This is a genomic window from Roseibium sp. (assembly GCF_965229775.1).
In the GTDB taxonomy this organism is placed as follows: Bacteria; Pseudomonadota; Alphaproteobacteria; order Rhizobiales; family Stappiaceae; genus Roseibium.
This window is the reverse complement of the sequence record NZ_OZ245929.1, coordinates 839,589-861,680: the sequence shown is the minus strand read 5'-3', so window position 1 is coordinate 861,680 and position 22,092 is coordinate 839,589. Positions and strand designations below refer to the sequence as shown.

The 22,092-nt window shown below is 61.1% G+C and carries 19 protein-coding genes; 13 read left to right on the top strand and 6 right to left on the bottom strand.

What is annotated here, in order from left to right:
- Window positions 1-11 precede the first annotated feature (11 nt).
- On the top strand, window positions 12-419 hold the full coding sequence (fliJ, locus tag ACO07N_RS03700; protein WP_421979738.1) for a flagellar export protein FliJ: 408 nt from the start codon (window positions 12-14) through the stop codon (window positions 417-419).
- Window positions 420-633: 214 nt separating this feature from the next.
- Window positions 634-1,068: a paraquat-inducible protein A gene (locus ACO07N_RS03695; protein WP_421979737.1), complete on the top strand. Its 435-nt coding sequence runs from the start codon at window positions 634-636 to the stop codon at window positions 1,066-1,068.
- A 48-nt stretch (window positions 1,069-1,116) separates the two neighbouring features.
- Here ACO07N_RS03695 and ACO07N_RS03690 read toward each other — a convergent pair whose 3' ends face one another.
- Entirely contained in the window at window positions 1,117-2,190 is a 1,074-nt protein-coding gene (locus ACO07N_RS03690; protein ID WP_421979736.1) for a DUF2336 domain-containing protein, read from the bottom strand.
- 289 nt (window positions 2,191-2,479) lie between these two features.
- Between ACO07N_RS03690 and ACO07N_RS03685 the strand changes: the two genes are divergently transcribed.
- The 7 genes from ACO07N_RS03685 to ACO07N_RS03655 all read left to right on the top strand — a co-directional run bounded on the left by ACO07N_RS03685 (window position 2,480) and on the right by ACO07N_RS03655 (window position 11,300).
- Window positions 2,480-4,789: a mechanosensitive ion channel domain-containing protein gene (locus ACO07N_RS03685; protein WP_421979735.1), complete on the top strand. Its 2,310-nt coding sequence runs from the start codon at window positions 2,480-2,482 to the stop codon at window positions 4,787-4,789.
- Window positions 4,790-5,062: 273 nt separating this feature from the next.
- Window positions 5,063-6,583 (top strand): glycerol-3-phosphate dehydrogenase, encoded by a 1,521-nt coding sequence (gene glpD, locus ACO07N_RS03680; protein WP_421979734.1) that lies wholly within the window; start codon window positions 5,063-5,065, stop codon window positions 6,581-6,583.
- A 72-nt stretch (window positions 6,584-6,655) separates the two neighbouring features.
- A complete protein-coding gene (glpK, locus tag ACO07N_RS03675) occupies window positions 6,656-8,149 on the top strand; it encodes a glycerol kinase GlpK (protein ID WP_421979733.1) in 1,494 nt (497 codons plus the stop codon).
- Window positions 8,150-8,312: 163 nt separating this feature from the next.
- Window positions 8,313-9,653, top strand: coding sequence for an MFS transporter (locus ACO07N_RS03670; protein WP_421979732.1), 1,341 nt, complete (start codon window positions 8,313-8,315; stop codon window positions 9,651-9,653).
- A 72-nt stretch (window positions 9,654-9,725) separates the two neighbouring features.
- Complete coding sequence (locus ACO07N_RS03665; protein WP_421979731.1) at window positions 9,726-10,079, top strand: ArsR/SmtB family transcription factor; 354 nt, start codon at window positions 9,726-9,728, stop codon at window positions 10,077-10,079.
- 28 nt (window positions 10,080-10,107) lie between these two features.
- Window positions 10,108-10,596, top strand: coding sequence for an arsenate reductase ArsC (locus ACO07N_RS03660; RefSeq protein ID WP_421979730.1), 489 nt, complete (start codon window positions 10,108-10,110; stop codon window positions 10,594-10,596).
- A 14-nt stretch (window positions 10,597-10,610) separates the two neighbouring features.
- Complete coding sequence (locus ACO07N_RS03655; RefSeq protein ID WP_421979729.1) at window positions 10,611-11,300, top strand: aquaporin; 690 nt, start codon at window positions 10,611-10,613, stop codon at window positions 11,298-11,300.
- Between the two features lie 16 nt (window positions 11,301-11,316).
- Here the strand turns inward: ACO07N_RS03655 and ACO07N_RS03650 are convergent, their stop codons facing one another.
- Window positions 11,317-11,754 carry a GNAT family N-acetyltransferase gene (locus ACO07N_RS03650; RefSeq protein ID WP_421979728.1) on the bottom strand — a complete coding sequence of 146 codons (438 nt, stop codon included), beginning with the start codon at window positions 11,752-11,754 and terminating at the stop codon, window positions 11,317-11,319.
- Between the two features lie 99 nt (window positions 11,755-11,853).
- The gene (locus ACO07N_RS03645; RefSeq protein WP_421979727.1) at window positions 11,854-12,540 is read right to left on the bottom strand and encodes a DUF2270 domain-containing protein; all 687 of its coding nucleotides are present in this window, start codon (window positions 12,538-12,540) and stop codon (window positions 11,854-11,856) included.
- Window positions 12,541-12,892: 352 nt separating this feature from the next.
- Between ACO07N_RS03645 and ACO07N_RS03640 the strand changes: the two genes are divergently transcribed.
- Window positions 12,893-13,630 (top strand): hypothetical protein, encoded by a 738-nt coding sequence (locus ACO07N_RS03640; RefSeq protein WP_421979726.1) that lies wholly within the window; start codon window positions 12,893-12,895, stop codon window positions 13,628-13,630.
- 3 nt (window positions 13,631-13,633) lie between these two features.
- Here ACO07N_RS03640 and ACO07N_RS03635 read toward each other — a convergent pair whose 3' ends face one another.
- Entirely contained in the window at window positions 13,634-16,099 is a 2,466-nt protein-coding gene (locus ACO07N_RS03635) for a Tex family protein (RefSeq protein WP_421979725.1), read from the bottom strand.
- A 403-nt stretch (window positions 16,100-16,502) separates the two neighbouring features.
- On the opposite strand from ACO07N_RS03635, the gene ACO07N_RS03630 reads away from it, so the two are divergent.
- Window positions 16,503-17,153 (top strand): TetR/AcrR family transcriptional regulator, encoded by a 651-nt coding sequence (locus ACO07N_RS03630; protein WP_421979724.1) that lies wholly within the window; start codon window positions 16,503-16,505, stop codon window positions 17,151-17,153.
- Here the strand turns inward: ACO07N_RS03630 and ACO07N_RS03625 are convergent.
- Entirely contained in the window at window positions 17,137-18,258 is a 1,122-nt protein-coding gene (locus ACO07N_RS03625; protein WP_421979723.1) for an ATP-dependent DNA helicase, read from the bottom strand. The genes ACO07N_RS03630 and ACO07N_RS03625 overlap by 17 nt on opposite strands.
- A gap of 367 nt (window positions 18,259-18,625) precedes the next feature.
- Window positions 18,626-19,957 (bottom strand): NAD(P)/FAD-dependent oxidoreductase, encoded by a 1,332-nt coding sequence (locus ACO07N_RS03620; RefSeq protein WP_421979722.1) that lies wholly within the window; start codon window positions 19,955-19,957, stop codon window positions 18,626-18,628.
- Between the two features lie 376 nt (window positions 19,958-20,333).
- Between ACO07N_RS03620 and ACO07N_RS03615 the strand changes: the two genes are divergently transcribed.
- Both ACO07N_RS03615 and ACO07N_RS03610 read left to right on the top strand, forming a co-directional pair.
- Entirely contained in the window at window positions 20,334-21,251 is a 918-nt protein-coding gene (locus tag ACO07N_RS03615) for a fatty acid desaturase (RefSeq protein ID WP_421979721.1), read from the top strand.
- Window positions 21,248-22,075, top strand: coding sequence for a phosphate/phosphite/phosphonate ABC transporter substrate-binding protein (locus ACO07N_RS03610; RefSeq protein ID WP_421979720.1), 828 nt, complete (start codon window positions 21,248-21,250; stop codon window positions 22,073-22,075). The genes ACO07N_RS03615 and ACO07N_RS03610 overlap by 4 nt, the downstream gene beginning before the upstream one ends.
- Window positions 22,076-22,092: the final 17 nt, after the last annotated feature.

The following is a 22,092-nucleotide window of genomic DNA, read 5'->3' as shown; positions in this document are numbered from 1 at the left end:
AGTATTGAGTTATGAAAACCCGCGACAGTTTGATCCGTTTGAAGCGGTTTCAAGTTGATGAAAAACGGCGCCAGCTGGCTCAGATCGAGAGCATGATTGCCGAGTTCAATCGCATGGCCGATGAACTGGACGATCAGATCCGGACCGAGCAGGAACGCGTCGGCATCACGGATGTCACACATTTTGCGTATCCGACCTTTGCCAAGGCCGCAGCCGACCGGCGCGACAATCTGCGCAACTCCGCGCATGAGCTCGATGATCAGCTCCAGCGTGCGCAGGACGAATTGAGTGCCGCAATCGAAGAGCTGAAGAAATTCGAACAGTTGGAAGAACGCGACCATCAGCGTGAGCGCTCGGCCCAGGAAATGGCCGAGCAGGAACAGCTCGACGAAGTAGCCGCAAGAGCGCGCCTCAGATAGCGCGCGCAGGCCTGCCTCCCCAGGCCGGGCGTCTCGTTTTTGCCCGGCGGCCAACATGCCCGTCTCCCTGATCGCATAATCCGGCGATCGGGGTTTTTTCGTGAAAATTGTATTTTATCGGTGGTTCAGCGGCGTTGCGCGTTGCAATCCGGGCACTGCGTCGACAATTGTCTCTGATGACGTTTTTTCGCACGCCACGGAGCGCCCCATTCCAATGAAACTGTTTCTGGCCTTGTTGCTGCCATTGTCCACATTTTCGTTTGCGCTCGGGCTGACCCAACCCCTCATGCGATTTGAAAAGCTCTACTTTCTCGAAGAGCGTCCAAGTCTCATTGAATTGATCCTGGAGCTCTGGAAGCAGGGGGACGTGGCCCTTGCGTCCGTTGTCGGGCTTTTCTCGGTCGGGTTTCCGGCCGTGAAGATCGCGCTCATCCACGTCGCCGCGTTTACCGGCGGCTCGTCCCGTTCCCTCGCGCTGCTTTCCACGGTCGGCAAATGGTCCATGCTGGACGTGATGCTCGTTGCGCTGGTCCTGTTCGCGGCCAAGACAAGCGGACTGGCTGCGGCGACAATTTTGCCGGGACTGTGGTTTTACGCCGGAGCAACGCTCACCACGGCTGCAGCCGCCAGCATTTGCAAACGGATCTAGGGCACGGACCCATTTGTTGGGGTGGAGTGGTCGGAACGAATTCCAGGTTCAGCTCTTGTCGCGCCGGCGCGCCTGAAAGTCGTCGCAGCGGCCTTCCCTGGCCTTGGCAGCGTCCGCGATCTGCTTCGCATAGGCCGATGTCCACTCGCCGCCCTGTGCTGCAGGAAGCTTGAGATGCGCACAGCGCGCCTTGGCGAGCAGGGCGAACGCCGGAACGTCCAGCCCGGCCTTGAGAGCCGTTCTTATGACCACGTCGCGTTTGCCGTTGAACATGGCATCCTTGAGCGCGGATTGCGCGATCCTGCCTCTGGCGCCCAATAGTTCGATCGCGTGGTGAAAGCGCCCATCCTGCAAGAGCAGGATCATGAGTTCGTCCAGTGTCACCGCCGAGCGTTCGGCCTCGCGCCACAGGCTCCCGACGTCCTGGTTGCCCAAAGCTTCGCCGAAGGTCTTGCGCAACACCTTCAGCCGCGCAATCTGGTCAAGCTGTTCCTTGGAAAGGGACCCCTCGATGACGTTACGCAGCTTCTTCTTGGTCTCATCGTCGACAATCGGCAGCAATTCCTGGCACACGGCCGGTGTCAGGTCGCTTCGCTGTGCGAGTCCTGCCCGCAGCACCTCGTCTTCGGCGGCGAGCTTGACCAGTGCGCCCATGGTTTCGCGCGAGAGCTTGGTGTTCTTGTTTGCCGCGAGTATCCTGAGAACGGCCGCACTGCCTCGTGCGGCAAGGGCATCGGAGACCTCGACAGGCAAATCCTTGCGGCGCGCCAGCACCTGAATGTGCTCTTCACTCACCTGCTCAACGAGATCCAGGAGATCCTGCCGGGTCAGCGTCTGGCTTTCCGCCAGGACCGGCATGGCGATCTTCACCTCGTCCCGTGCGATCCTGCGGAGCAGGTCCGCCGGGCTTTGTGTGCTTGGGGCGAGTTTCTGAGCCAGTTGCAGTCGGTCATCGGTGGCGCTGCTGCCGTAAAGTTTCAGCATCACCTCCGCGAACAGCTCAAGCTCGGAGTCGGATCTGTCTTCCAGATCCGTCGCGACAAGCCTGCTGACCTCGGCAAACAGTTTTTGCCTCGCCTCTGCAGTCTCATCTTTCGCAAGCCTGATGAGTGAACTGGGCATTTTTCCTCCGTTCGAGGAATGATTAGTCAATATTGTTATTTTTACGTTACCGAAAAGTGGCGCTCCAGTAGTTTGCATGCGTAGTCTTCAACGGGGTGTCGAAAAGCGCGAATAGTGATGCAATTGTTTGATCAGGTTTAAGAATCTTTCGAAAAACCGTGTTCTCAAATTCCTGTTCTTCGAAAACCGTTGAATGTAAAGGCAAATGGCTTTCCTTTTTGCAAGGTTCCTTTCTATTGTTCGGAAGTGAAAGAGTGCGCCCTTCGCGCGTCAACAAAGCGAATTCGACATGAAGATCATGCGCCTGTGTCTTGCCGTGTTTTTCGGGGCCATTCTGTGTTCAGCGGTTCCTGCCGCCGGACAGAGTGAAAGTGCTGCCCCTGCCGAAGGGAGCGCCTCGGCCGAAGCCCCTGATGTCAAACAGGCGAGCGAGGCTCTGATCAAGATCCTGAACGATCCGAAGAGCCGCGACGAGTTGATCGAGCTTCTGAAAAAGAATGCGGAAACCGAACCGGCGGCTTCCGGGACGGGTACAGACGCAGACAGTTCGGCACCGCCGCCTGCAGAGAACGCGGCTGACACCGTGTCGGCCGGACAGAGCTTTGTTATTCGCGTGGGGGAATATACGCGGGCGGTTGCCGATGAAATCGGCGTTGTTCTGGATCGCTCACGTCATTCACTCAGAGGGCTTCTGCTGGTCCTGCGAGGTGACATTCCGATCAGATGGGACCGGGTGCAGGAGGTTCTCCTGCAGGTGGCGATCGTCCTGGTGGCGGCCTATGCTGCGTTCCTGGCGGCACAGGTCGTCGCGCGGCTGGTCTATCCGAAAATGTCGGTTCGTGCGCGCTACGGAGGCGGGCTGATGCGCGCCGGTATCCTGCTGGTGACGACGACGATCGACGCGGCCACCGTGGCGATCGGGCTCGGTGTCGGCTACCTGGTGGCACTGACGGGGTTCGGCGGTCTTGAAACCGGCGTCACGATCCAGGAGAGCCTTGCGCTCAACGCCTTCTTCATCACGGGCATGTCGAATGTCGCGCTTCGCTTCGTGTTCGCGCCCAAGCGGCCGGAACTGCGCCTGCTGCCGTTTTCCGACAACGGCGCGGATTACTGGTATTCCCGGCTCCGGATCTACATGTACTGGAACAATTTCGGTGTCTTTCTGGCGGTGCCGGCCGCAAATCTCGCTGTATCGTTCGTGCTCGGCAACGCGCTCCGGTTCATCATCGTGCTCACCGGCATGCTCTACCTGATGGTGCTGATCAAGCGGAACCGGGTCAGCGTCCGCGAGGGTGCGAAAGCCTATGCCGAAACCATGCACACCACCCTTGCGCAAAGGGCGCTCGCCAATCTGGGCAATCTCTGGCACGTCGGCGCCTACGGCTACATCATTGCGGTGTTTCTCGTCTGGGTCACGCGGCCCTTCGACGCGACGACGATCATCCTGCGCGCAACTGCGCTTTCCATCGTGACAATCATGGCCGGCATGCTGCTGTCGCTGGTCATGACCCGGGCCATCAAGGGCGGCATCAGGCTGCCGGACGACCTGAACCAGAAGCTTCCGGCGCTTCAGTACCGGCTCAACGCCTTCGTGCCGCGCCTGTTGAAGATCATCCGCTTTGTGGTGTTCCTCGGAACGATCCTGCTGCTGCTCGACATCTGGGGCCTACTGGCTGTGATCGACTGGTTCTACAGCGAGACCGGGTCCGCGCTGGTGAGCAGCTACGGGGCGGCGATCATGGTGCTGCTGGTTGCCTTCCTGATCTGGCTTGCGGTGATGTCCTGGGTGGACCTGCGCCTGCAGTCGCGGGCGGGTTACATCGTCAGTGCGCGCGAGCGGACCCTGTTCCAGCTGTTCCGCAACGCGTTCACCATCATCATCATGGTGATGGCGGCGCTGCTGGCGCTGTCGGAAATCGGGGTGAATATCGGCCCGCTGATCGCCGGTGCCGGCGTGGTCGGCCTGGCGATTTCCTTCGGTGCGCAGACGCTGGTGAAGGACATCATCACCGGTGCCTTCATCCAGATCGAAAACGCGATCAACGAAGGCGACGTGGTCACGGTTGCCGGCATTACCGGCACGGTGGAAGGCATCACCATCCGCTCGGTCCGGATCAGGGACCTCGATGGCACGACGCATATCATTCCGTTTTCCTCCGTCGACATGGTGTCGAACTTCATGCGCGGCTTTTCCTATCACGTCGCGCTTATCGGTGTTTCCTACGACACCGACATTGCCTACGCCAAGGAGGCGATGGTCGAGGCGTTCAGGCGCCTGCAGGAGACCGATTTCAAGTCCAAGATCTTCGGCGACCTGGAAATGCACGGCGTGACCATGTTCGGTGCAAGCTCGATCGATATCCGCGCCCGGATCAAGACAACGCCGGGCGACCAGTGGAGCATCGGGCGGGCCTACAACGAATACATCAAGCAGGTGTTCGACGAGCGGAACATTGAAATCCCGTTCCCGCAGGTCACCTACCATGCCGCGACACCTCCCTACGCGGCCGAGACTGCGCTGCAGAAGGCCGGCGGCAAGAAGAAAGGCAAGACACCCGAACCGACCGACGATGCGCCGCCGGAAGAGGACGGGCGCTGAGGGCCGTGTTTCGAACCCCGGCATAAGGGCCGGAATGATCGACCTGATCTGACGTTGTGTATCCGCAGCAATTTGCATGCGCGGGGTGTTGCCTCACTGCAAACGCCACCACGACCTTTTCAGCCACCGTCTGGCGCGCGTTCGACCGCGCGCAATGGCGCACGTGCGGATTGGCGCGGAAGATTTTCTGATTGTTGATTGAATTTCGCAAAGTTTCGCTTTATTTTCGTTTCAGGATGATTGCGCATATCAATTCGAGCCGGAGACGAGGCTATGGCGGCTGACTACGACCTGTTGGTAATCGGGGGTGGCATTAACGGAACCGGGATCGCCCGGGATGCGGTCGGACGCGGTGCATCCGTCCTTCTCGCCGAGATGGGGGATCTGGCCGGAGCGACCTCGTCGGCCTCCACCAAGCTGATCCACGGCGGGCTCCGCTACCTGGAATATTACGAGTTCGACCTGGTCCGCAAAGCGCTCAAGGAACGCGAGGTTCTCTGGGCCATCGCGCCGCATATCGCCTGGCCGCTGCGGTTCATTCTGCCGCACCACAAGGACCTGCGTCCTGCCTGGCTGCTGCGCCTGGGGCTGTTCATGTATGACCATCTGGGCGGCCGCAAGCGTCTGCCCGCAACCAAGACGGTGCGGCTCGATCAGGCACCTTTTTCGCAAGGCCTGAAAAAGCTGTTCCACAAGGGGTTCGAATACTCCGATTGCTGGGTCGACGATGCACGTCTCGTCGTGCTCAACGCACGCGATGCCGCCGACAGGGGCGCGGAAATCCTGACGCGGACCAAATGCGTGAGTGCCCGCCGTGACGGCGACAAGTGGACGGTCACGCTGAAGGACCTCGCCACGGGAGACGAGAGGACGGTCACGGCCGGGACCCTCGTCAACGCGGCCGGGCCCTGGGTTGCTGATTTTCTGCACGGTGTGGTCGGCGAAAACGACACGTCCGGGATCCGGCTGGTCAAGGGAAGCCACATCATCGTGCCGCGCCAGTTCGATCACGACCGCTGTTTCATTTTCCAGAACGGCGACGGCCGGATCGTCTTTGCAATTCCCTATGAGCAGGACTTCACGCTGATCGGGACGACGGATGTCGACTACCAGGACGATCTCAGCGACGTGCGCATTTCCGAGGACGAGGTGTCCTACCTGTGTGCCGCCGCGAGCGAATACCTGGAAAAGAAAATCACGCCTGAAGACGTGGTGCACACCTATTCCGGCGTCAGGCCGCTTTACGACGACGGCGCCAAGGACGCGAAAGCCGCGACTCGCGACTATGTTCTTGAAGTGGATGGTGACCGCGAACGGCCGGTGGTCCTGTCCGTTTTCGGCGGCAAGATCACAACCTACCGGAAGCTGGCCGAGCAGGTGCTGGCCAAGCTCGAGGATTTCGTTCCGTTCAAGAGCGGTGTCTGGACGTCGGAAAAACCGCTTCCGGGCGGGGGCTTCAAGGTCGATGCGTTCGACGCCGAGGTGTCCGGACTGGAAAACGACTACCCGTTCCTGGATACCGGTTTCGCCACACGGCTGGTCCGTCTCTACGGAACGGATGCACGCCGGATCCTGGGCGAGGCCGCTTCGCTGGCCGACCTGGGCAAGGCCTTCGGTTCCAATCTGCATGAAGCGGAAGTCAAGTGGCTGATGGAGCGCGAGTGGGCGCGCACGGCCGAAGACGTATTATGGCGGCGAACGAAACTCGGGCTGCGCCTCGGCAAGCAGGAAGTGGACGCGCTCGATGCGTACATGTCCGGCCAACTTGCAGACCGGACCGGGGCTGCGGCATAGTCGGAGCGGATTTCAGGCTGCCGGGCGCGCCGGCAGTTCTTCTCAACAAGCAATAAAAGTGGGAGGTGCGCCATGGCCGGATGTGTTTTGGCGATAGACCAGGGCACAACGTCAAGCCGTGCGATCGTCTTCGACGACGGCTTCAGCCCCGTCAGTGTTGGACAGCAGGAGTTTCCGCAACATTTTCCGAAATCCGGTTGGGTGGAGCATTCGCCGTCGGATATCTGGACCAGCACCTTGCGGGTCTGCCGCGAGGCGATGGAAAAGGCCCCGGACCAGGGCGCAGGCGTCGAGGCGATCGGGATCACCAACCAGCGCGAAACGACGCTGATCTGGGACAGGTCGACCGGCGAGCCGGTCTACAACGCCATCGTCTGGCAGGATCGGCGAACTTCGGAATTCTGCGCGGGTTTGCGGGAACAGGGGCTTGAGGAGACGTTCACCGCCAAGACCGGCCTGCTGCTCGATCCCTATTTCTCCGGAACCAAGATCGCCTGGCTGCTCGACAATGTCGACGGGGTGCGGACGCGTGCGGAACGGGGTGAACTTGCGTTCGGAACCGTCGACACCTGGCTGATCTGGCAGTTGACCGGCGGCACTGTCCACGTGACCGACGCGACAAATGCGGCGCGTACGCTGATCTACAACATTCACGAAAATCGCTGGGACGAGGACCTTTGCAAGGTGCTCAACATCCCGCTGAGCCTCTTGCCAGAGGTCAAGGACAGCGCCGACGAGTTCGGGGCGACCGATGCGGAATTATTCGGCAGACCGATCCCGATCCTGGGCGTTGCCGGCGACCAGCAGGCTGCGACCGTCGGCCAGGCCTGTTTCAAACCGGGCATGGTGAAGTCGACCTACGGCACAGGCTGCTTCGCGCTCATGAACACGGGTGAAACGGCAGTGCGCTCGCACAACCGGATGCTGACGACGATCGCCTACCGGCTGAACGGCAAGACCACCTATGCGCTGGAAGGATCGATCTTCGTTGCCGGCGCGGCGGTGCAATGGCTGCGCGACGGGCTTGGCCTGATCGACAGTGCTGAGCAGACACAGTCGCTTGCCGAACAGGCGGACCCGAACCACGACGTCTATCTGGTGCCGGCATTTGTCGGGCTGGGTGCGCCCTATTGGGACGCCGATGCCCGCGGTGCGATGTTCGGCCTGACGCGCAACACAGGGCCGAAGGAAATCGCGCGCGCCGTGCTGCAAAGTGTCGGATACCAGACCAGCGATCTGGTCGATGCCATGCGGGCCGACTGGTCGGATGCGGAAAAGCCGGTCCTGCGCGTGGACGGGGGCATGACGGCCTCCGACTGGACCATGCAGTTCCTGGCCGACATCCTCGGAGCGCCCGTCGACCGTCCGACCGTTGCGGAAACGACCGCACTCGGGTCCGCGTGGCTGGCAGGCTCGAAGGCGGGTATCTGGCCCGGCGAGGACGCGTTTTCAGCACAATGGCAGCTGGAAAGGCGGTTTGAGCCCAAACTGTCCGAGGCCGATCGACAACGGCTTCTGGCCGGGTGGAAGGACGCGGTCACGCGCACCCGAACAAGCGCTGACTGATCAGACAAAGGCTCCCGTTCAGGCGGGAGCTTTTTTCTTCGGGGCGAAGGTGCAGACGCCGCGGCCAAGACCTTCGCCTTGTTTCCTCATGACTTTTCCGCCACCCTTTCCGTCTCGCGCATGGGGAGATCGCCCCTTCGCGAAGGGTCGGTGTGGGGGCGCCATGCAGGTAATCGGCGAGGCGAATCGGAAGTGGTGGCTGCTCGGGGCCGTCAGCTGCGTGCTCGGACTGGTGCTCCTGGACGAGACAGTTGTCGGCATCGCGCTGCCCTCCATTCAGGAAACCTTTTCGCTGTCTAGCAATGAAGCGCACTGGATCGTCAACGCCTACCTGCTGACGCTGGCCTGTTTCGTCGCCGTCGGCGGCAAGCTCGGGGATCTGTTCGGCACCCTGCGCATGTTCCTCCTGGGACTGGCGATATTCGGTGTCTTCTCTGTGGTCTGCGGCTTCGCGCCATCCGGAGAGGTGCTGATCATTGCACGCGCCTTTCAGGGGCTCGGGGCCGCGGTGATGTTTCCGTTGTTCATGGCCATGGTGACTATGACCTTCCCGAAGGAACAACACGGGATGGCGCTGGCGGTCACCGGGTCCGTCGGGACCATCTTTCTTTCCCTCGGCCCGCTGGCTGGTGGTGCGTTCACCGAGTTCCTGAGCTGGCGCTGGATCTTCTGGATCAATCCGTTCCTGGTGATCGGGATCGCGATTGTCGTCACGCTCACCTGGCGTGACGTCGACAGGCCGCCCGGACGGCGCATCGACTGGACCGGGCTGTTGCTGATTGCAATCGGGATGTTCTGCATCGTCTTTGCGCTCATGGAGGCCGATGACTGGGGCTGGGAAAGTCCGCTGATCTGGTTTCTGCTTCTTTGCGGCGGGACGATGATTGGTGGGTTCTGCAGGTTTGAACTGCGGCAGGAGGCACCGCTCATTGAAGTCGACCTCTTCACCAACCCGGTGTTCTCCGCGAGCAACGTGAACCTGTTCATGGCGCAATACGCCAAGATGCCGATCTTCGTCTTCATGGCCCTTTATGCGCAGACAGAATTGAAACTCAGCGCGCTGGCCGCCGGATTCCTGATCGTGCTGACCCCGATCCCGCAGCCGTTTGTCGCCGCCTATTGCGGGCGGCTTGTCGGCAGGACGCATCCGCGCAAGCTCGCTTTTGTCGGCCATCTGCTTCTGTTCGCGTGCCTGCTCTGGCTGTTTCTCGTCGAGCCGCTGAACAACATCTACCTGATTGCGCCGGGTCTGCTGGTTGCCGGTATCGCCTTTCCGTTTCTGTTTCTGCCGAGCCGGGCCGCCATCATGGGGTCGCTTCCCGAATACAAGCACGGACAGGGCGGCGGCATCGCGATGGCGTCACAGATGATCGGCGGCACCGTCGGCCTGTCGGCCTCAAGCGCAGCCTTTGCCATCGGTGGTTACGAAGCCGTTCTGGGTCTCGCAGCGCTGCTGGTCGCGCTCGCTTTCGTCTATGCGTTGTTTGCTTACCGGAAGGTCTGAATGCACGGACTTTCCGCCGTCAGCGTCCCACAAATAGATTGAATTGTTCGTTATTTCGAGTATTCTCGAACTATGGAAAAAGACGACGCCCTGAATGCGCTGGCCGCCCTTGGACAGGAAACACGCCTCGACGTATTTCGCCTTCTGGTGAAAGCCGGAAAAGAGGGCATGTCCGCCGGTGCCATATCAGACGCCCTATACGTTCGTCCGAACACCCTGTCGACCCATCTTAGCGCCCTGTCGCGGGCCGGTCTTGTGCAGGCCGAACGCGACGGGCGCTCCATTCACTACAGTGCGGAGCTGGCGACCATGCAGCATCTGGTGACCTATCTTCTGCAGGACTGCTGCGGTGGAAACCCGGACCTGTGTGCGCCAATCGCCAATCTGTTCTCTTCCAGTTCGTGCTCGGAAACAAAGGGTTTCTGAAGCCAGGTTCCAGGCGGTCAATCCGACAATGCGCAATGCCTTGATTTTATGTACGGCGAATTCCGCCCGCTCGGTGCTCGGGGAGGCGCTGCTGCGCCATCTCGGCAAGGGCCGGTTCGCGACCTTTTCTGCCGGCTCGACTCCAAGGGGCACGGTCAATCCCGACGCGCTGACCTGTCTTGAAAGGCACGGACTTTCCGCCGAAGGGTTCCGGTCCAAGAGCTGGGAAGAGTTCGCGGGCGCGGATGCGCCGAAAATGGATCTGATCATTACCGTCTGCGACAACGCGGCAGGCGAAGCCTGCCCGGTCTGGCCCGGTCACCCGATGGTCGTGCACTGGGGCATTCCCGACCCGGCCTCTGTCGAAGGCGACGATGATGCGCGCGGCGCGGCCTTCGACCTGGCCTATCAAAGGTTGGAACGGCGGATCAACGCCATGCTCGCGCTTGGCGACGATGTCTTTGAGGCCGAGGACGGCAAAAGCAGACTGGCGGCCATCGGCGCCACATCCGACTAACCGGGGTTTCCTTCATGTCAGAATTCAGTTTGAACCGGCGCCTGACCGCCGAGGCGCTTGGGACCGCAATGCTCGTCGGCACGGTGGTCGGATCGGGCATCATGGCCGACAGGCTCTCCGACGATGTCGCGGTTTCCCTGCTCGGTAATACCATCCCAACGGGCGCCATCCTGGTCGTCCTGATCACGATCCTCGGGCCGATTTCCGGCGCGCATTTCAACCCGGCCGTGACCTTCGTCTTCTGGCTGAAACGCAACCTGAGCCTGACAGTCGGCCTCAGTTACATCGCGGCCCAGATCGCCGGCGGAATATGCGGCACGCTCATCGCCCACGTGATGTTCGAGGAAGCGGTCCTTCAGGCCTCAACGACGGCCCGGACCGGGCCTGCGCAATGGGTCGCGGAGATCGTCGCGACCTTCGGCCTGCTGGCCAGCATCCTCGCCGGTATCCGGTTTCGCGAAGCCGCCGTGCCCTGGCTGGTCGGCCTCTACATCACGGCGGCCTACTGGTTCACCGCGTCGACCTCCTTCGCCAATCCGGCGGTTGCGATCTCGCGCGCGTTCACCGACACGTTCGCGGGCATCCGTCCGATCGACCTGCCGGGTTTCATTGTTGCGGAATTCATCGGGGCTGCACTGGCGCTTGCCCTTTTCTCCTGGCTTCTGATTTCGGAAAAGTCTGCAAATCCGGGCACAACCGGCTAACGGAACGGGCGCTGGTTCAAAGATCCTTCTTCATGAACCAGCGCCGGTGATCCGGCAAAGGCTGACCGCGCAGGTTACCCAGGATGCCGAAATCCTCGTAGCCGAGTTTCTCATAGAACCTGTGCGCGTCTGGGTTGGACGTGTCCAGCCAGGCCGCATGGCAGCCAAGACGGCGGGCCTCGTGTTCGGCCAGTTCCACGAGCCGGGCGCCGAGACCTGCGCCGCGCACGCTGTCATCCACCCAGAGCGTCTTGATCAGGAGCCAGTGATAGGACGTGCTCGCTGTGAGGCCGCCGAGAAGCCTGCCCTTGTCATCGGTTGCCTTCAGTACGAAGGCCTCGTTGTCTGACTGCTCGTTTTCCTCTGCCAGCGCGTGCAGCAGACGATCTTCGACGGTCGCGGCAATCGCCGCCTTGTCCTTGTCATCCGCAAACGAGATCTCGACGTAACTCATGCCTTAACGCCACTCAACCGACCATAGAGGGGCAATTTCAACCGGTCCCTCGAGCTGCGTCAACTTTTGAGCGGTTCCTGTGCTGCCGGGCGTGCCCCGTCAGATCGCCTGCATCGGCGACTTGCGCTTCTTGCGGTAGCGCTTGTCGAGGCGCAGCGTGACGATGGCAAAGACGATCCAGCTGGTGTGGAAGATCACGCCGGCTAGGAAGACGAGATAGCCGGGCACGGGACCGATCGCGGCACGCTCGAAGGCCTCGGATAGCTCGGTCAGGGGAACGGGGTGAATGGCGAGCTTGCCGAAATAGGCAACGGCCTGGATGGCGAGGATCCAGGAATAGTTGCTGCGCAGGCGCCGTCCGGCGGCGCGGACGAGACTGATGTGATAGTGCGGCGTTTCGTAGTCGTCGGCCAGAAGCTTCGCCCAATCGCCGTTCCAGGGAACCTTTTTGCCGTAGAGGATCGGTGCGTAAAAATCCGACTCCATCAGCCGGGCGCGCGCGCGGAACATGTTGTAGTAGCGGTAGCGCCTCGCCTCGAAGATCAAAAAGACGGTGACCAGCAGGCCGACGAGCACCATCGGCAGGGGCGAGGCCTCGCGATTGGCAAACGTGGCGGAGAGAGCGATGCCCGTCGTGACAACGGCCCAGTTGGTCGTGTTGTCCAGGCGCGTGCGCCAATGGGTGCTGCGGAAAACCTCGGCCCGGTAAAGGTGGGCAAGCGCACCGATCGTGCCGGATTCAATGTCCTGCTTTGGCCAGTCCTCCCTGGCATCTTCCTCCGACATGCCCTGTGCCTCGTCTGTTTGTTCTGTAGAACTAGGGTACGGACCCATAAATGAAGCCATTTTGCCGTCCTTCGGATTTGGCCGTTTTGACCATCTGCATCGTCGCGAAAGCCTTGAAAATGAGCCACATTTCCTGCGCTTTCGCTCCTTACAGCGGGTCAAAACGATCCAAACCAAATTGACTTCATTTTTGGGTCCGTACCCTAGCCTTTGCTGCCGTCAGCGTCGAGCCTGCCCGTTCTTGCCGGCGACCGGTGATCCGATTGTTGTTGTGTGGGAAAGCAATCTGTGGCCTAACGACGATCCAGCCGCAACCCAGAGGTGATTCTTGAAACCGGATCAGAACATTTTCATGCAAGCATTCTCGGCGATCGCCGGGTGCTGGACGTATTTTTTTGGATTTATCGCGGCGATCTGGGTGCTTGAAACCGCCGGCATCGTTTACGACCTTGCCAACGCACTGACAGTAGCACGGGCGCTGGTCGAATCCGGGATCGTTTTCTATCTTTGTGCGGCCTTGATGGGGCTGGATCTCAAGTCCAAGGACATCAACAAGAAATACGGCGGGTTCATGCTTCGCTACATACTGCTGCTTTATCTGCCGGTCGTCGTGATCTCACTGGTTGTCGTGTTCGGCGCCATGTCCGTGTTTCCAGCGGGTTTGCAGGGGCAGGAGATCTTTCTTGTCTTCACGGTTCTGGCCGGTGCTGGCGTGGCCTTCCTGACCACGTTCCTGTTCGGCACGGTTTTTCCCGCGCATCTGAAGGGCGTCAACGCCGGGATCGGACCAGCGGTCGGCCGGTCGCTCCGTCAAGCCGGATACCTGCTTCCGAGACTTCTATTCGGGTCCGGCGCCCTGGCGGGTCTAGCAGTGCTGATCCTGTTGTTCGCCGAAAACGCGGGTATCGGTTCCGATGCCATCACGCCTGCGGGAACACCGAATGTACCCGGCGGCATCGTCCTGCTGCTTGCCAAACTGGTGTCCGGCTACGGGTTTGCCGTGTTTTCGGTCATTGTCTGCAGGGCTTACCTGAAGGACCTTGAAGAACGGGGCGAGTCGCCCGTCGCGGAAGCGGACGTCTTCGCCTGAAGCCTATTTCCGCTTCTTGTTCATCGCGGCTGCCAGCGCAGCGGCCATGGCGTTGTTGCCACCGCCGTCGCCGGAACTCTTCGGCGCGCCGCCTTTGCCACCGCCGCCACCACGCGGGCTGCCGTCTCCGGGCCCTCGGCCGCCCGGACCGCGCTGACCCGGGTTGCGGTTGCCCTGATTTCGGTTGTTTGACCCGGAGCGGTCCCTGTCCGAGCGCTCCCGCTGCCCCTGGTAGTCGGCCTGGGATTTCATGGTCATGGAGATCCGCTTGCGGGGAACGTCCACGTCGAGGATCGTCACCTTGACGATGTCGCCGGCCTTGACCACCTGATGCGGATCGTCGACGAAACGGTCGGCAAGCTGGGAGACATGAACCAGGCCGTCCTGATGCACGCCGACATCGACGAAGGCACCGAAGTTGGTGACATTCGTGACCGTCCCTTCCAGCTTCATGCCCGGTTTCAGGTCCGAGATTTCCTCGACACCATCCTGAAGCGCCGCGGTCTTGAATTCCGGGCGCGGGTCGCGGCCGGGCTTTTCAAGTTCGGCGAGAATGTCACGGACAGTGGGCAGCCCGAATTTTTCGTCGGTGAAGTCCGAGGCGTCCAGTGCGCTCAACGCGGACGCATCCCCCATGATCTGGCGTACATCCCGGCCGCAGGCCTTCACGATCCGCTTGGCCAGCGGATAGGCTTCCGGATGCACCGAAGAGGCATCGAGCGGTTCCCTGCCGCCGGTGATGCGCAGGAAACCGGCACAAAGCTCATAGGCCTTGGCACCAAGACGGGGAACGTCTTTCAGTTGCGAGCGCTTTTCGAAACGCCCGATCGCGTCGCGGTGGTCGACAACGGCCTTGGCCAGACTGTCCGAAAGGCCGGAGATCCTGGACAAAAGCGCCGCGGAAGCCGTGTTGAGGTCGACACCGACCGCGTTCACCGCGTCTTCGACGACGGCATCGAGCGCACGGGCGAGGCGGGTCTGGTTGACGTCGTGCTGGTACTGGCCGACGCCGATGGATTTCGGCTCGATCTTCACGAGTTCGGCCAGCGGGTCCTGCAGGCGGCGCGCGATGGAGGCCGCGCCGCGCAGCGAGACATCGATATCGGGCATTTCCTTCGCCGCGAGTTCGGACGCCGAATAGACGGAGGCCCCGGCCTCGTTGACGATCACCTTGACCGGGCGCTGCGCGGCAGGAATATCGGTGAGCACATCACCGGTCAGCTTGTCGGTTTCCCGGCTCGCCGTGCCGTTGCCGATGGCGATCAGGCCGACCTTGTGTTTTGCGATCAGCGCCAGGAGGGCCGACCGGGATCCGGAGACATCATTGCGCGGCTGGAATGGATAGATGGTTGCCGTGTCGACGAGCTTTCCCGTCTCATCCACGACCGCGACCTTCACGCCGGTGCGAATGCCCGGGTCGAGGCCGAGCGTCGACCTTGCGCCCGCAGGTGCTGCGAGGAGGAGATCCTTCAGGTTCCTTGCGAAGACCTGGATCGCCTCTTCCTCGGCCTTGTCGCGCAGGACACCCATCAGGTCGAGTTCAAGATGAAGGGCCAGTTTCACCTTCCAGGCGAAGCGGGCGACATCCATCAGCCACTTGTCCGCCGGCCGGCCGCGGTCGGCAATCGCGTAAGTGTCTGCGACCATCTTCACCGCCGGCAGCACCGGGGAGACATCGTCGGCATCGACGGTCAGGTCAACGGCGAGAATGCCCTCGTTCCGGCCTCTGAACAGGGCGAGCGCCCGGTGGCTCGGAATTTTCGACCACTTTTCCGAATAATCGAAATAGTCGGCAAACTTGGCGCCTTTTTCCGCCATGCCGTCGACCAGCTTCGATTGCACGACGCCCCGGTCTTCCACATGGCGGCGCAGGCGGCCGACCAGTTCGGCATTTTCAGCAAAGCGCTCCATCAGGATCTGGCGGGCACCGTCGAGTGCCGCCTTGGTGTCGGTAACGCCCTTCGCCTCATCCACGAAGGCGGACGCTTCGGTCTCCGGCGTCCTGGCCGGATCGCCGAGCAGCAGGTCCGCCAGGGGCTCCAGCCCGGCCTCGCGTGCGATCTGTGCCTTCGTCCGCCGCTTCTTCTTGAAGGGCAGATAGATGTCTTCCAGCTGTGACTTGGTTTCGGCGGCCTGGATACCGGCCGTGAGCTCGTCGGTGAGTTTGCCCTGTTCTTCAATCGAGCGGGTGATCGCGCCGCGCCTGTCCTCCAGCTCGCGCAGGTAGATCAGCCGTTCCTCCAGCTTGCGGAGCTGGCTGTCGTCCAGCCCGCCTGTCGCTTCCTTGCGGTATCGCGCGATGAAGGGAACGGTCGATCCTTCGTCCAGCATCTGAACGGTTGCATTCACCTGGCCCGCCTTGCATCCGATCTCGTCTGCAATTCGATGCGCAATGCGCAGGGCGACATCGCCGGATGCCCCCTGTCCGCCGATTGCCTGTGCGCTGCTCTTGGAAGAAATACTGGTCATGGTTGCTGCGTCTCATGCATGGTCGGGTCCGAACGGTGCAAGATATGCCGCCTTGACCGCTCGGAAAAGAGATCCGGTTTCGCCGTCCACGGCAATTTCCAGACAGGTAGAACGGTCGTTATCAAGTGCTTTCGAGACCTTGATCAATACTGTTCCGTTCCGAGCCAAGTCTGGGAACATCATGCAATCGGGACACACTTGCTGATTGTTTTTCGAAGTTTGTCGAACGAAATGCAACAAAATGCGGATTTTGCAGTACCTGATTGGCGCTATTCTTTTGCAAAGTTGTCGTGATCGACTTTAAGGTTGTGCAGCGTATAGACGTGTTTCGGGGGATGTGCACAGCTTCCGGATTGGTCCGTGGTCGCGATCAACCGCTGTATGGCAAAAGGGAAGGCGCAAGATGGCACGTGGACGGCCAAGGAAAATACAGGCCAAGGATGCCCTGCAATCCGTGATGGCCGCATTCTGGCAAAACGGATACTCCGGCACGTCCATGAACGATCTTGCCGAAGCCTCGGGCATGGCGAAGCCCGGGCTTTACGCGGCCTTCGGTGACAAGGAAGCCCTGTTCGAAAAAGCGCTCTTGCATTATTTCGAAACCTATGGCGGACCCGTGTTTGCGCGGCTCCAGGAAGCGCGGAAGCACGTGGTCGATGATTTCAGGGATTTCCTGGGAGCGATCGCAGACCTGACGCTGGACAGGAACACCCCCTCAGGCTGTTTTCTGGTCAACGCCATCGTCGACTGCACTTATGGCACCGAGCGCCACCGCGAGGTCGTGAACGGCCTGCGGGAATCCCGCTACGCGGCAATCCGCGACCGGCTGCTCAAGGCCGCGGCCGCCGGCGAAATGGCGCCCGACGCGGATATCGACAGTGCGGCGACCTTTCTTGACGGACAGTTTTCAGCCATCGCGATGCTCGGACGGAGCGGCATCAGCGAACCTGACCTGAAGACATTCGTCGAGACGGGATTGCGTGCCCTGCCGATCCGTGATCCCGAGTCGGTTTTCGGCGGCGACGCAATCAGCCTGCCTACTTTACGACAGTGATGCGCTCGGCCGCGCGCGTGACGGCGGTGTAGAGCCAGCGGCTCTTGTGCTCCCGAAACGCCCAGCTCTCGTCAAACAGGATGACGTCGTCCCATTGCGAGCCCTGTGCCTTGTGCACCGTGAGCGCATAGCCGTAGTCGAATTCGTCCGCCTTGCGCCGGATCGCATAGGGGATACTCTCCGCACCATCCTCGAACATGGCCGGCAGGACCTTCACCTTCACGGTGGTTTTGGCGATGTCTTCTTCCGAGACAACATCGAAGCGGAGCGTATTGCCGCGCGGCTGACGCAACCGCTTGACCGCCCACAGGCCGCCGTTCAACAGGCCCTTGGTCTTGTCATTGCGCAGGCAGACCAGCTTGTCGCCGACCGCCGGCATCGGCGTGGTGAAATTCTTGAGCTCGCGAATGCGGCCATTATAGAGGCGCCGTGTCTTGTTGGTGCCGACCAGAACCTGATCGGAGGACAGGATCTGATCCTTGTCGATCTCGGTCCGGTGGATGACCTTGCTCTCGCCGTAGGTGCCATAGTCCAGTTTGCCGCCATCGCGGATCGTCATGGACATGCGCACGATCGGGTTGTCCTGGGCCTGCCGGTGGACCTCGGTCAGCATGACGTCCGGCTCGGCCTCGGTGAAAAATCCGCCCCCCTTCACCGGTGGCAGCTGCGCGGGATCACCAAGGACGAGAACAGGGGTGCCGAAGGACAGGAGGTCCTTGCCGAGTTCCTCGTCGACCATGGAGCATTCGTCGATCACGATCAGTTTCGCGGTTGCGGCGGCGCTGTCCCGCTTGATGGCGAATTGCGGGCCACTGTCCTCCTCATCGTCGTCCAGGTCCTCTTCTTCCTTGGCGGAGCGTGGGCGATAGATGAGGGAATGGATCGTGCCGGCATCTTCGCAGCCCTTCTGCCGAAGGACGTGAGCGGCCTTGCCGGTGAAGGCACCGAAGCAGACATCACCGTCGATATCCTCGGCTAGGTGCCGCGCCAGGGTTGTCTTGCCGGTCCCGGCATAGCCGAACAGCCGGAAGACCTGCCGGTCGCCGCGCTTGAGCCATGCAGCGGCTTCGTTGAGTGCATCGTCTTGTTGCGGAGACCAGGCCACGGATGTGCTCCCGAGAATTGCGGACCCGGTTGCTTAACCTGATTTGTCCGATTCCTCCAAGCGCGAATTCCGGCCGGCACCCGCTGCACCTTCCGGCGATCCCAGGGTCAGGACTCATTAATTTGGTTGAATTGGCGCAGCAAACGGCGATGAGCTGCGAGGAAAGGCGCGACAAGCGGGCTTCCTGCCCGGTTGAGCGGTTTGACGAAGCAGATCGAAGCCGTTATTGCGTCCCGCAGGGATAGGGTGAATTTGCCCGGCAACGTCGTTGCAAATCTTTGGAAACCGGACGGTTTCCTGCAGCTTCGCGCCTCGTATCCGAACAAATTCATCCCCACCAATTCATCCAAATCAATGGGTCCTGACCCTAACCGAGAACGGAGAACGAACTCTCCTTCGTCAGCTCGCGCTTGCGGGAGAAGGTCGCAGCGTTGAGCGTGTGATCGATGTGTTTCAGACGGAACTGGAGCGGGGCGCGGTCGTGATCGTTGCCGTCTTCGCAATAGGCGACCAGCCGTGTCATGAGGCGGCCGGCGACGATCGCGTTCTTGAACTGGTTTCCGCTGGTGCCGATGGCCAGGTAATAGCCGTCGACATCGCTCCGGTCATAGACCGGCAGCCAGTCGTCGGTCGCATCGTAGAGGTCGGCAACACCAAGGGGATGCTGCGAGACGCCGAGGCTGGGAAGGCGCTGCGACAACCGGTAGGCGTAGGTCAGCGCCCGGTCGGTCAGATCCCTGCGGAAATCGTCCGGATCTTCCACGATATGTTCATCGCAGGGCGGGTTCAGGCTGCCGATCATCAGCTGCCCGCCGCTGCCGGGCTTGATGTAGACGCCGATGTCGTTGTCGGCGATCAGCATGCCCTCCCGCGAATAGCCGAGCGTTTCCGGAGGCTTGACCTGCACGACTTCCTGCCGCAGCGGCCTGTGGCCGATCCTGACGCCTGCATCGCCGTCCAGCAGGCCGTTGACCTTGCCAGAATGCGGGCCGGCCGCGTTGATCACGACGGGCGCACGGAAGAAGCTGCCCTGGTCCGAGACAACACCTGTCACTCGGTTGTCTTCCGCCGGGATCCTGGCGATGCGGGTGTTGAACAGAAACTCCGCGCCGAGCGCCGCGGCGGCGTCCTTCAGGTTGCGCGCCGCGATCTGCGGATCGTCGACGTAGCCGCCCGCGTGAAAAAAGACACCGCCCTCGATGCGTCCGCCCGTCGGCGTGCCAAAGGCATTATCGTCCATCGTTTTGACCGGGGAAAAGCACTCCAGATTGTAACCGGGCATGCTTTCCACGATATGGTCCGGCGTCCAGATCTCGTAGGTGATCCCGAGCGTGTCGGCGTGCTTGAGGACATTGTCCAGGTTGTTGGACGCCGTTTTCATGATCAGCGTCCCGGTCTGGACGAAGCGGGCCAGACCTTCCTCTGAAGACGCTCCGAGCGTTTCGGGCCAGTGTTTCCAGTCGTGATAGCCATCATAGGCCATCGCCGTGCCGTCGAGCGTGGAATAGTAGGTCCGGATCACCGCGGCAGAACTTGACGTCGATCCGTAACCGGCGGCAGGCAGGGCGTCGACATTCAAAGTCTTCAAGCCGTCCCGGGCCATGTTGTAGGCGATCGCGCAGCCGATGACACCGGCCCCGATAATGATCACATCATAGGTTTGCGGGGTGCGGGTCGGGTCAGTTTGGCTGGCGGGCATATGTTCGATTTCCATTGATCTGCGCACTTCGGGCGGGTCGGGCGGTAGGTCTCGCGGCACACGGATGCACGGCTGTTTCCTGCCAGACCGGTCTGGCAGCGTACTGCGTGTGGACAAGGTCTTCAGGTCAGGCGATGGCGTCCGGTTTGTCCAGAATAAAATCCGCCATTGAGTGTTCCGAAACAGGCATGCGTGATGAGAAACTGCGCGAAATGCTCATAAAAAATCGCATTGCTTATTTATTTAACCAAGTTGATGACTTTGCGAAATCATGCGGATTTTGTTCTAAACTCTCAAATTGCAGCGGTGGCCGTGATTGGGCATGCTGGTGTTGGGCGCCGGATTTGCCGGTTCTTTCAACAATTTGGAGTGACACTTGACGCGGGCAAGCTTTCGCGAATGGCCGACGCTGGCCTTGATTCTGACCGCCGCGGCAACATGGATGCTGCTGATCGGCAACTACACATCGCTGGGCGGATGGATCGTATGTCCGCTTGCGGTTCTTGTGGTCACCCTGCAATCGTCGCTGCAGCATGAAGTTCTGCATGGTCATCCGACACGCAATCCGGCAGTGAATGAGGCGCTGGTCTATTGCTCCCTCGGGCTCTTCATTCCCTACCGCCGTTTCAAGTCGCTGCATTTGCGTCATCACAACAATGACCGGCTGACCGATCCCTATGATGATCCCGAAACCTTCTACATGGCCTGGTCGGACTGGCAGAAACTGCCCGCTTTCCTTCAAGCGGTGCTGACCGTCAACAATACCCTGCTCGGCCGTCTGCTGATCGGGCCGCTCGTGTCGGTCATCGGTTTTCTCGGTTCCGAGCTGAGGATGATCCGCTCCGGGGACACGATTGTCCTGCGCGCCTGGCTGCATCACATCGCCGGCGCTGTTCCGGTCGTGGTCTTCATCACCCTGGTCGGCGGGATGCCGCTCTGGCTCTATGTCTGCTGCATCTCCTATCCCGCGATGAGCCTTCTGATGCTGCGCACCTACGCCGAACACCGTGCCCATGACAGAGCAGAAGCCCGCTCGATCATCGTGGAATTCTGCCCGCTGTTCTCGCTTCTCTTTCTCAACAACAATCTTCATGTCGTCCATCACGCCCATCCGCGTGCGCCGTGGTATGACCTGCCGGCGATGTACCGCGCAAACAAACAGACCTGGCAGCAACGCAACGGGGGATATGTGTTCAGCAGTTACCTGCAGCTTGCCGCAAATTTTCTCTTCAAGGTCAAGGAACCGGTCGCCCATCCCCTGAGACGCCGGCCTGCGGGTGAGGCCGACAGGTGAGCCGCCGGAGCTATCACCCTGTCCGGCTGCCCATGTATGACTGGCCGGAGGTCAGGGCCTCGACAAAGCGGCTGGAGACCGCGTTGCAGGACGCTATTGCCGGCGCGCTCGGACTTCCCCCTTCCGACTGCGTCCCCTGGCCGGAGGACCGGGGTCTGGAGGTCGACTGGCTCCAGCCGGGCCTGCTCCTCAGCCAGACCTGCGGCTATCCGCTGACGCATGCGCTTTCAGGGAGTGTACGGCCCGTCGGCGTTCCCCACTATGCCGCCGACGGCTGCGACGGCGGACGCTATTGTTCGCATCTCGTCGTGGACCGGGACAGCGGCTATCAAACGCTTGCCGATCTGCAGGACAGCCGCGCGGTCTATAACGGGCCTGACAGCCAGTCGGGCATGAACGTCTTCCGGCATGAGGTGTCCCGGATCGCCGGCGGCGCGCCGTTCTTTTCAAGCGTGAGAGAGAGCGGCGGTCATCTGGCGTCCCTGCACGCGGTTGCAGAAGGTACGGCCGACATAGCGAGCGTCGATGCGGTCTGCTGGGCGCTTGCCTGCCAGGAATTGCCCGGCCTTGTATCGCGGCTCCGTTCAATCGGGCGGACCGGTTCCGTTCCATGTCTTCCGCTCGTGACTTCGTTGCGCTTCACGGAGGCCGAGGCCGAACAAATCGCAATTGTGGTGCAAGCCGTTTTTGCGGACGCCGCGATTGCTGAAGACCGGGAAAGGCTCCTCATCAATGGATTTTCGCGCGTATCGGAAGCGGACTATGCACCGATCCTTGAAATGGAACGCAACGCGGCAAGGCGCGGATACCCGGAGCTCGCCTGACGCTTTATGAGATCTTC

Coding starts and splice junctions, on each gene's coding strand:
- fliJ (WP_421979738.1), top strand. CDS start 12: ATGAAAACCCGCGACAGTTTGATCCGTTTGAAGCGGTTTCAAGTTGAT.
- ACO07N_RS03695 (WP_421979737.1), top strand. CDS start 634: ATGAAACTGTTTCTGGCCTTGTTGCTGCCATTGTCCACATTTTCGTTT.
- ACO07N_RS03690 (WP_421979736.1), bottom strand. CDS start 2,190: ATGCCCAGTTCACTCATCAGGCTTGCGAAAGATGAGACTGCAGAGGCG.
- ACO07N_RS03685 (WP_421979735.1), top strand. CDS start 2,480: ATGAAGATCATGCGCCTGTGTCTTGCCGTGTTTTTCGGGGCCATTCTG.
- glpD (WP_421979734.1), top strand. CDS start 5,063: ATGGCGGCTGACTACGACCTGTTGGTAATCGGGGGTGGCATTAACGGA.
- glpK (WP_421979733.1), top strand. CDS start 6,656: ATGGCCGGATGTGTTTTGGCGATAGACCAGGGCACAACGTCAAGCCGT.
- ACO07N_RS03670 (WP_421979732.1), top strand. CDS start 8,313: ATGCAGGTAATCGGCGAGGCGAATCGGAAGTGGTGGCTGCTCGGGGCC.
- ACO07N_RS03665 (WP_421979731.1), top strand. CDS start 9,726: ATGGAAAAAGACGACGCCCTGAATGCGCTGGCCGCCCTTGGACAGGAA.
- ACO07N_RS03660 (WP_421979730.1), top strand. CDS start 10,108: ATGCGCAATGCCTTGATTTTATGTACGGCGAATTCCGCCCGCTCGGTG.
- ACO07N_RS03655 (WP_421979729.1), top strand. CDS start 10,611: ATGTCAGAATTCAGTTTGAACCGGCGCCTGACCGCCGAGGCGCTTGGG.
- ACO07N_RS03650 (WP_421979728.1), bottom strand. CDS start 11,754: ATGAGTTACGTCGAGATCTCGTTTGCGGATGACAAGGACAAGGCGGCG.
- ACO07N_RS03645 (WP_421979727.1), bottom strand. CDS start 12,540: ATGTCGGAGGAAGATGCCAGGGAGGACTGGCCAAAGCAGGACATTGAA.
- ACO07N_RS03640 (WP_421979726.1), top strand. CDS start 12,893: ATGCAAGCATTCTCGGCGATCGCCGGGTGCTGGACGTATTTTTTTGGA.
- ACO07N_RS03635 (WP_421979725.1), bottom strand. CDS start 16,099: ATGACCAGTATTTCTTCCAAGAGCAGCGCACAGGCAATCGGCGGACAG.
- ACO07N_RS03630 (WP_421979724.1), top strand. CDS start 16,503: ATGGCACGTGGACGGCCAAGGAAAATACAGGCCAAGGATGCCCTGCAA.
- ACO07N_RS03620 (WP_421979722.1), bottom strand. CDS start 19,957: ATGCCCGCCAGCCAAACTGACCCGACCCGCACCCCGCAAACCTATGAT.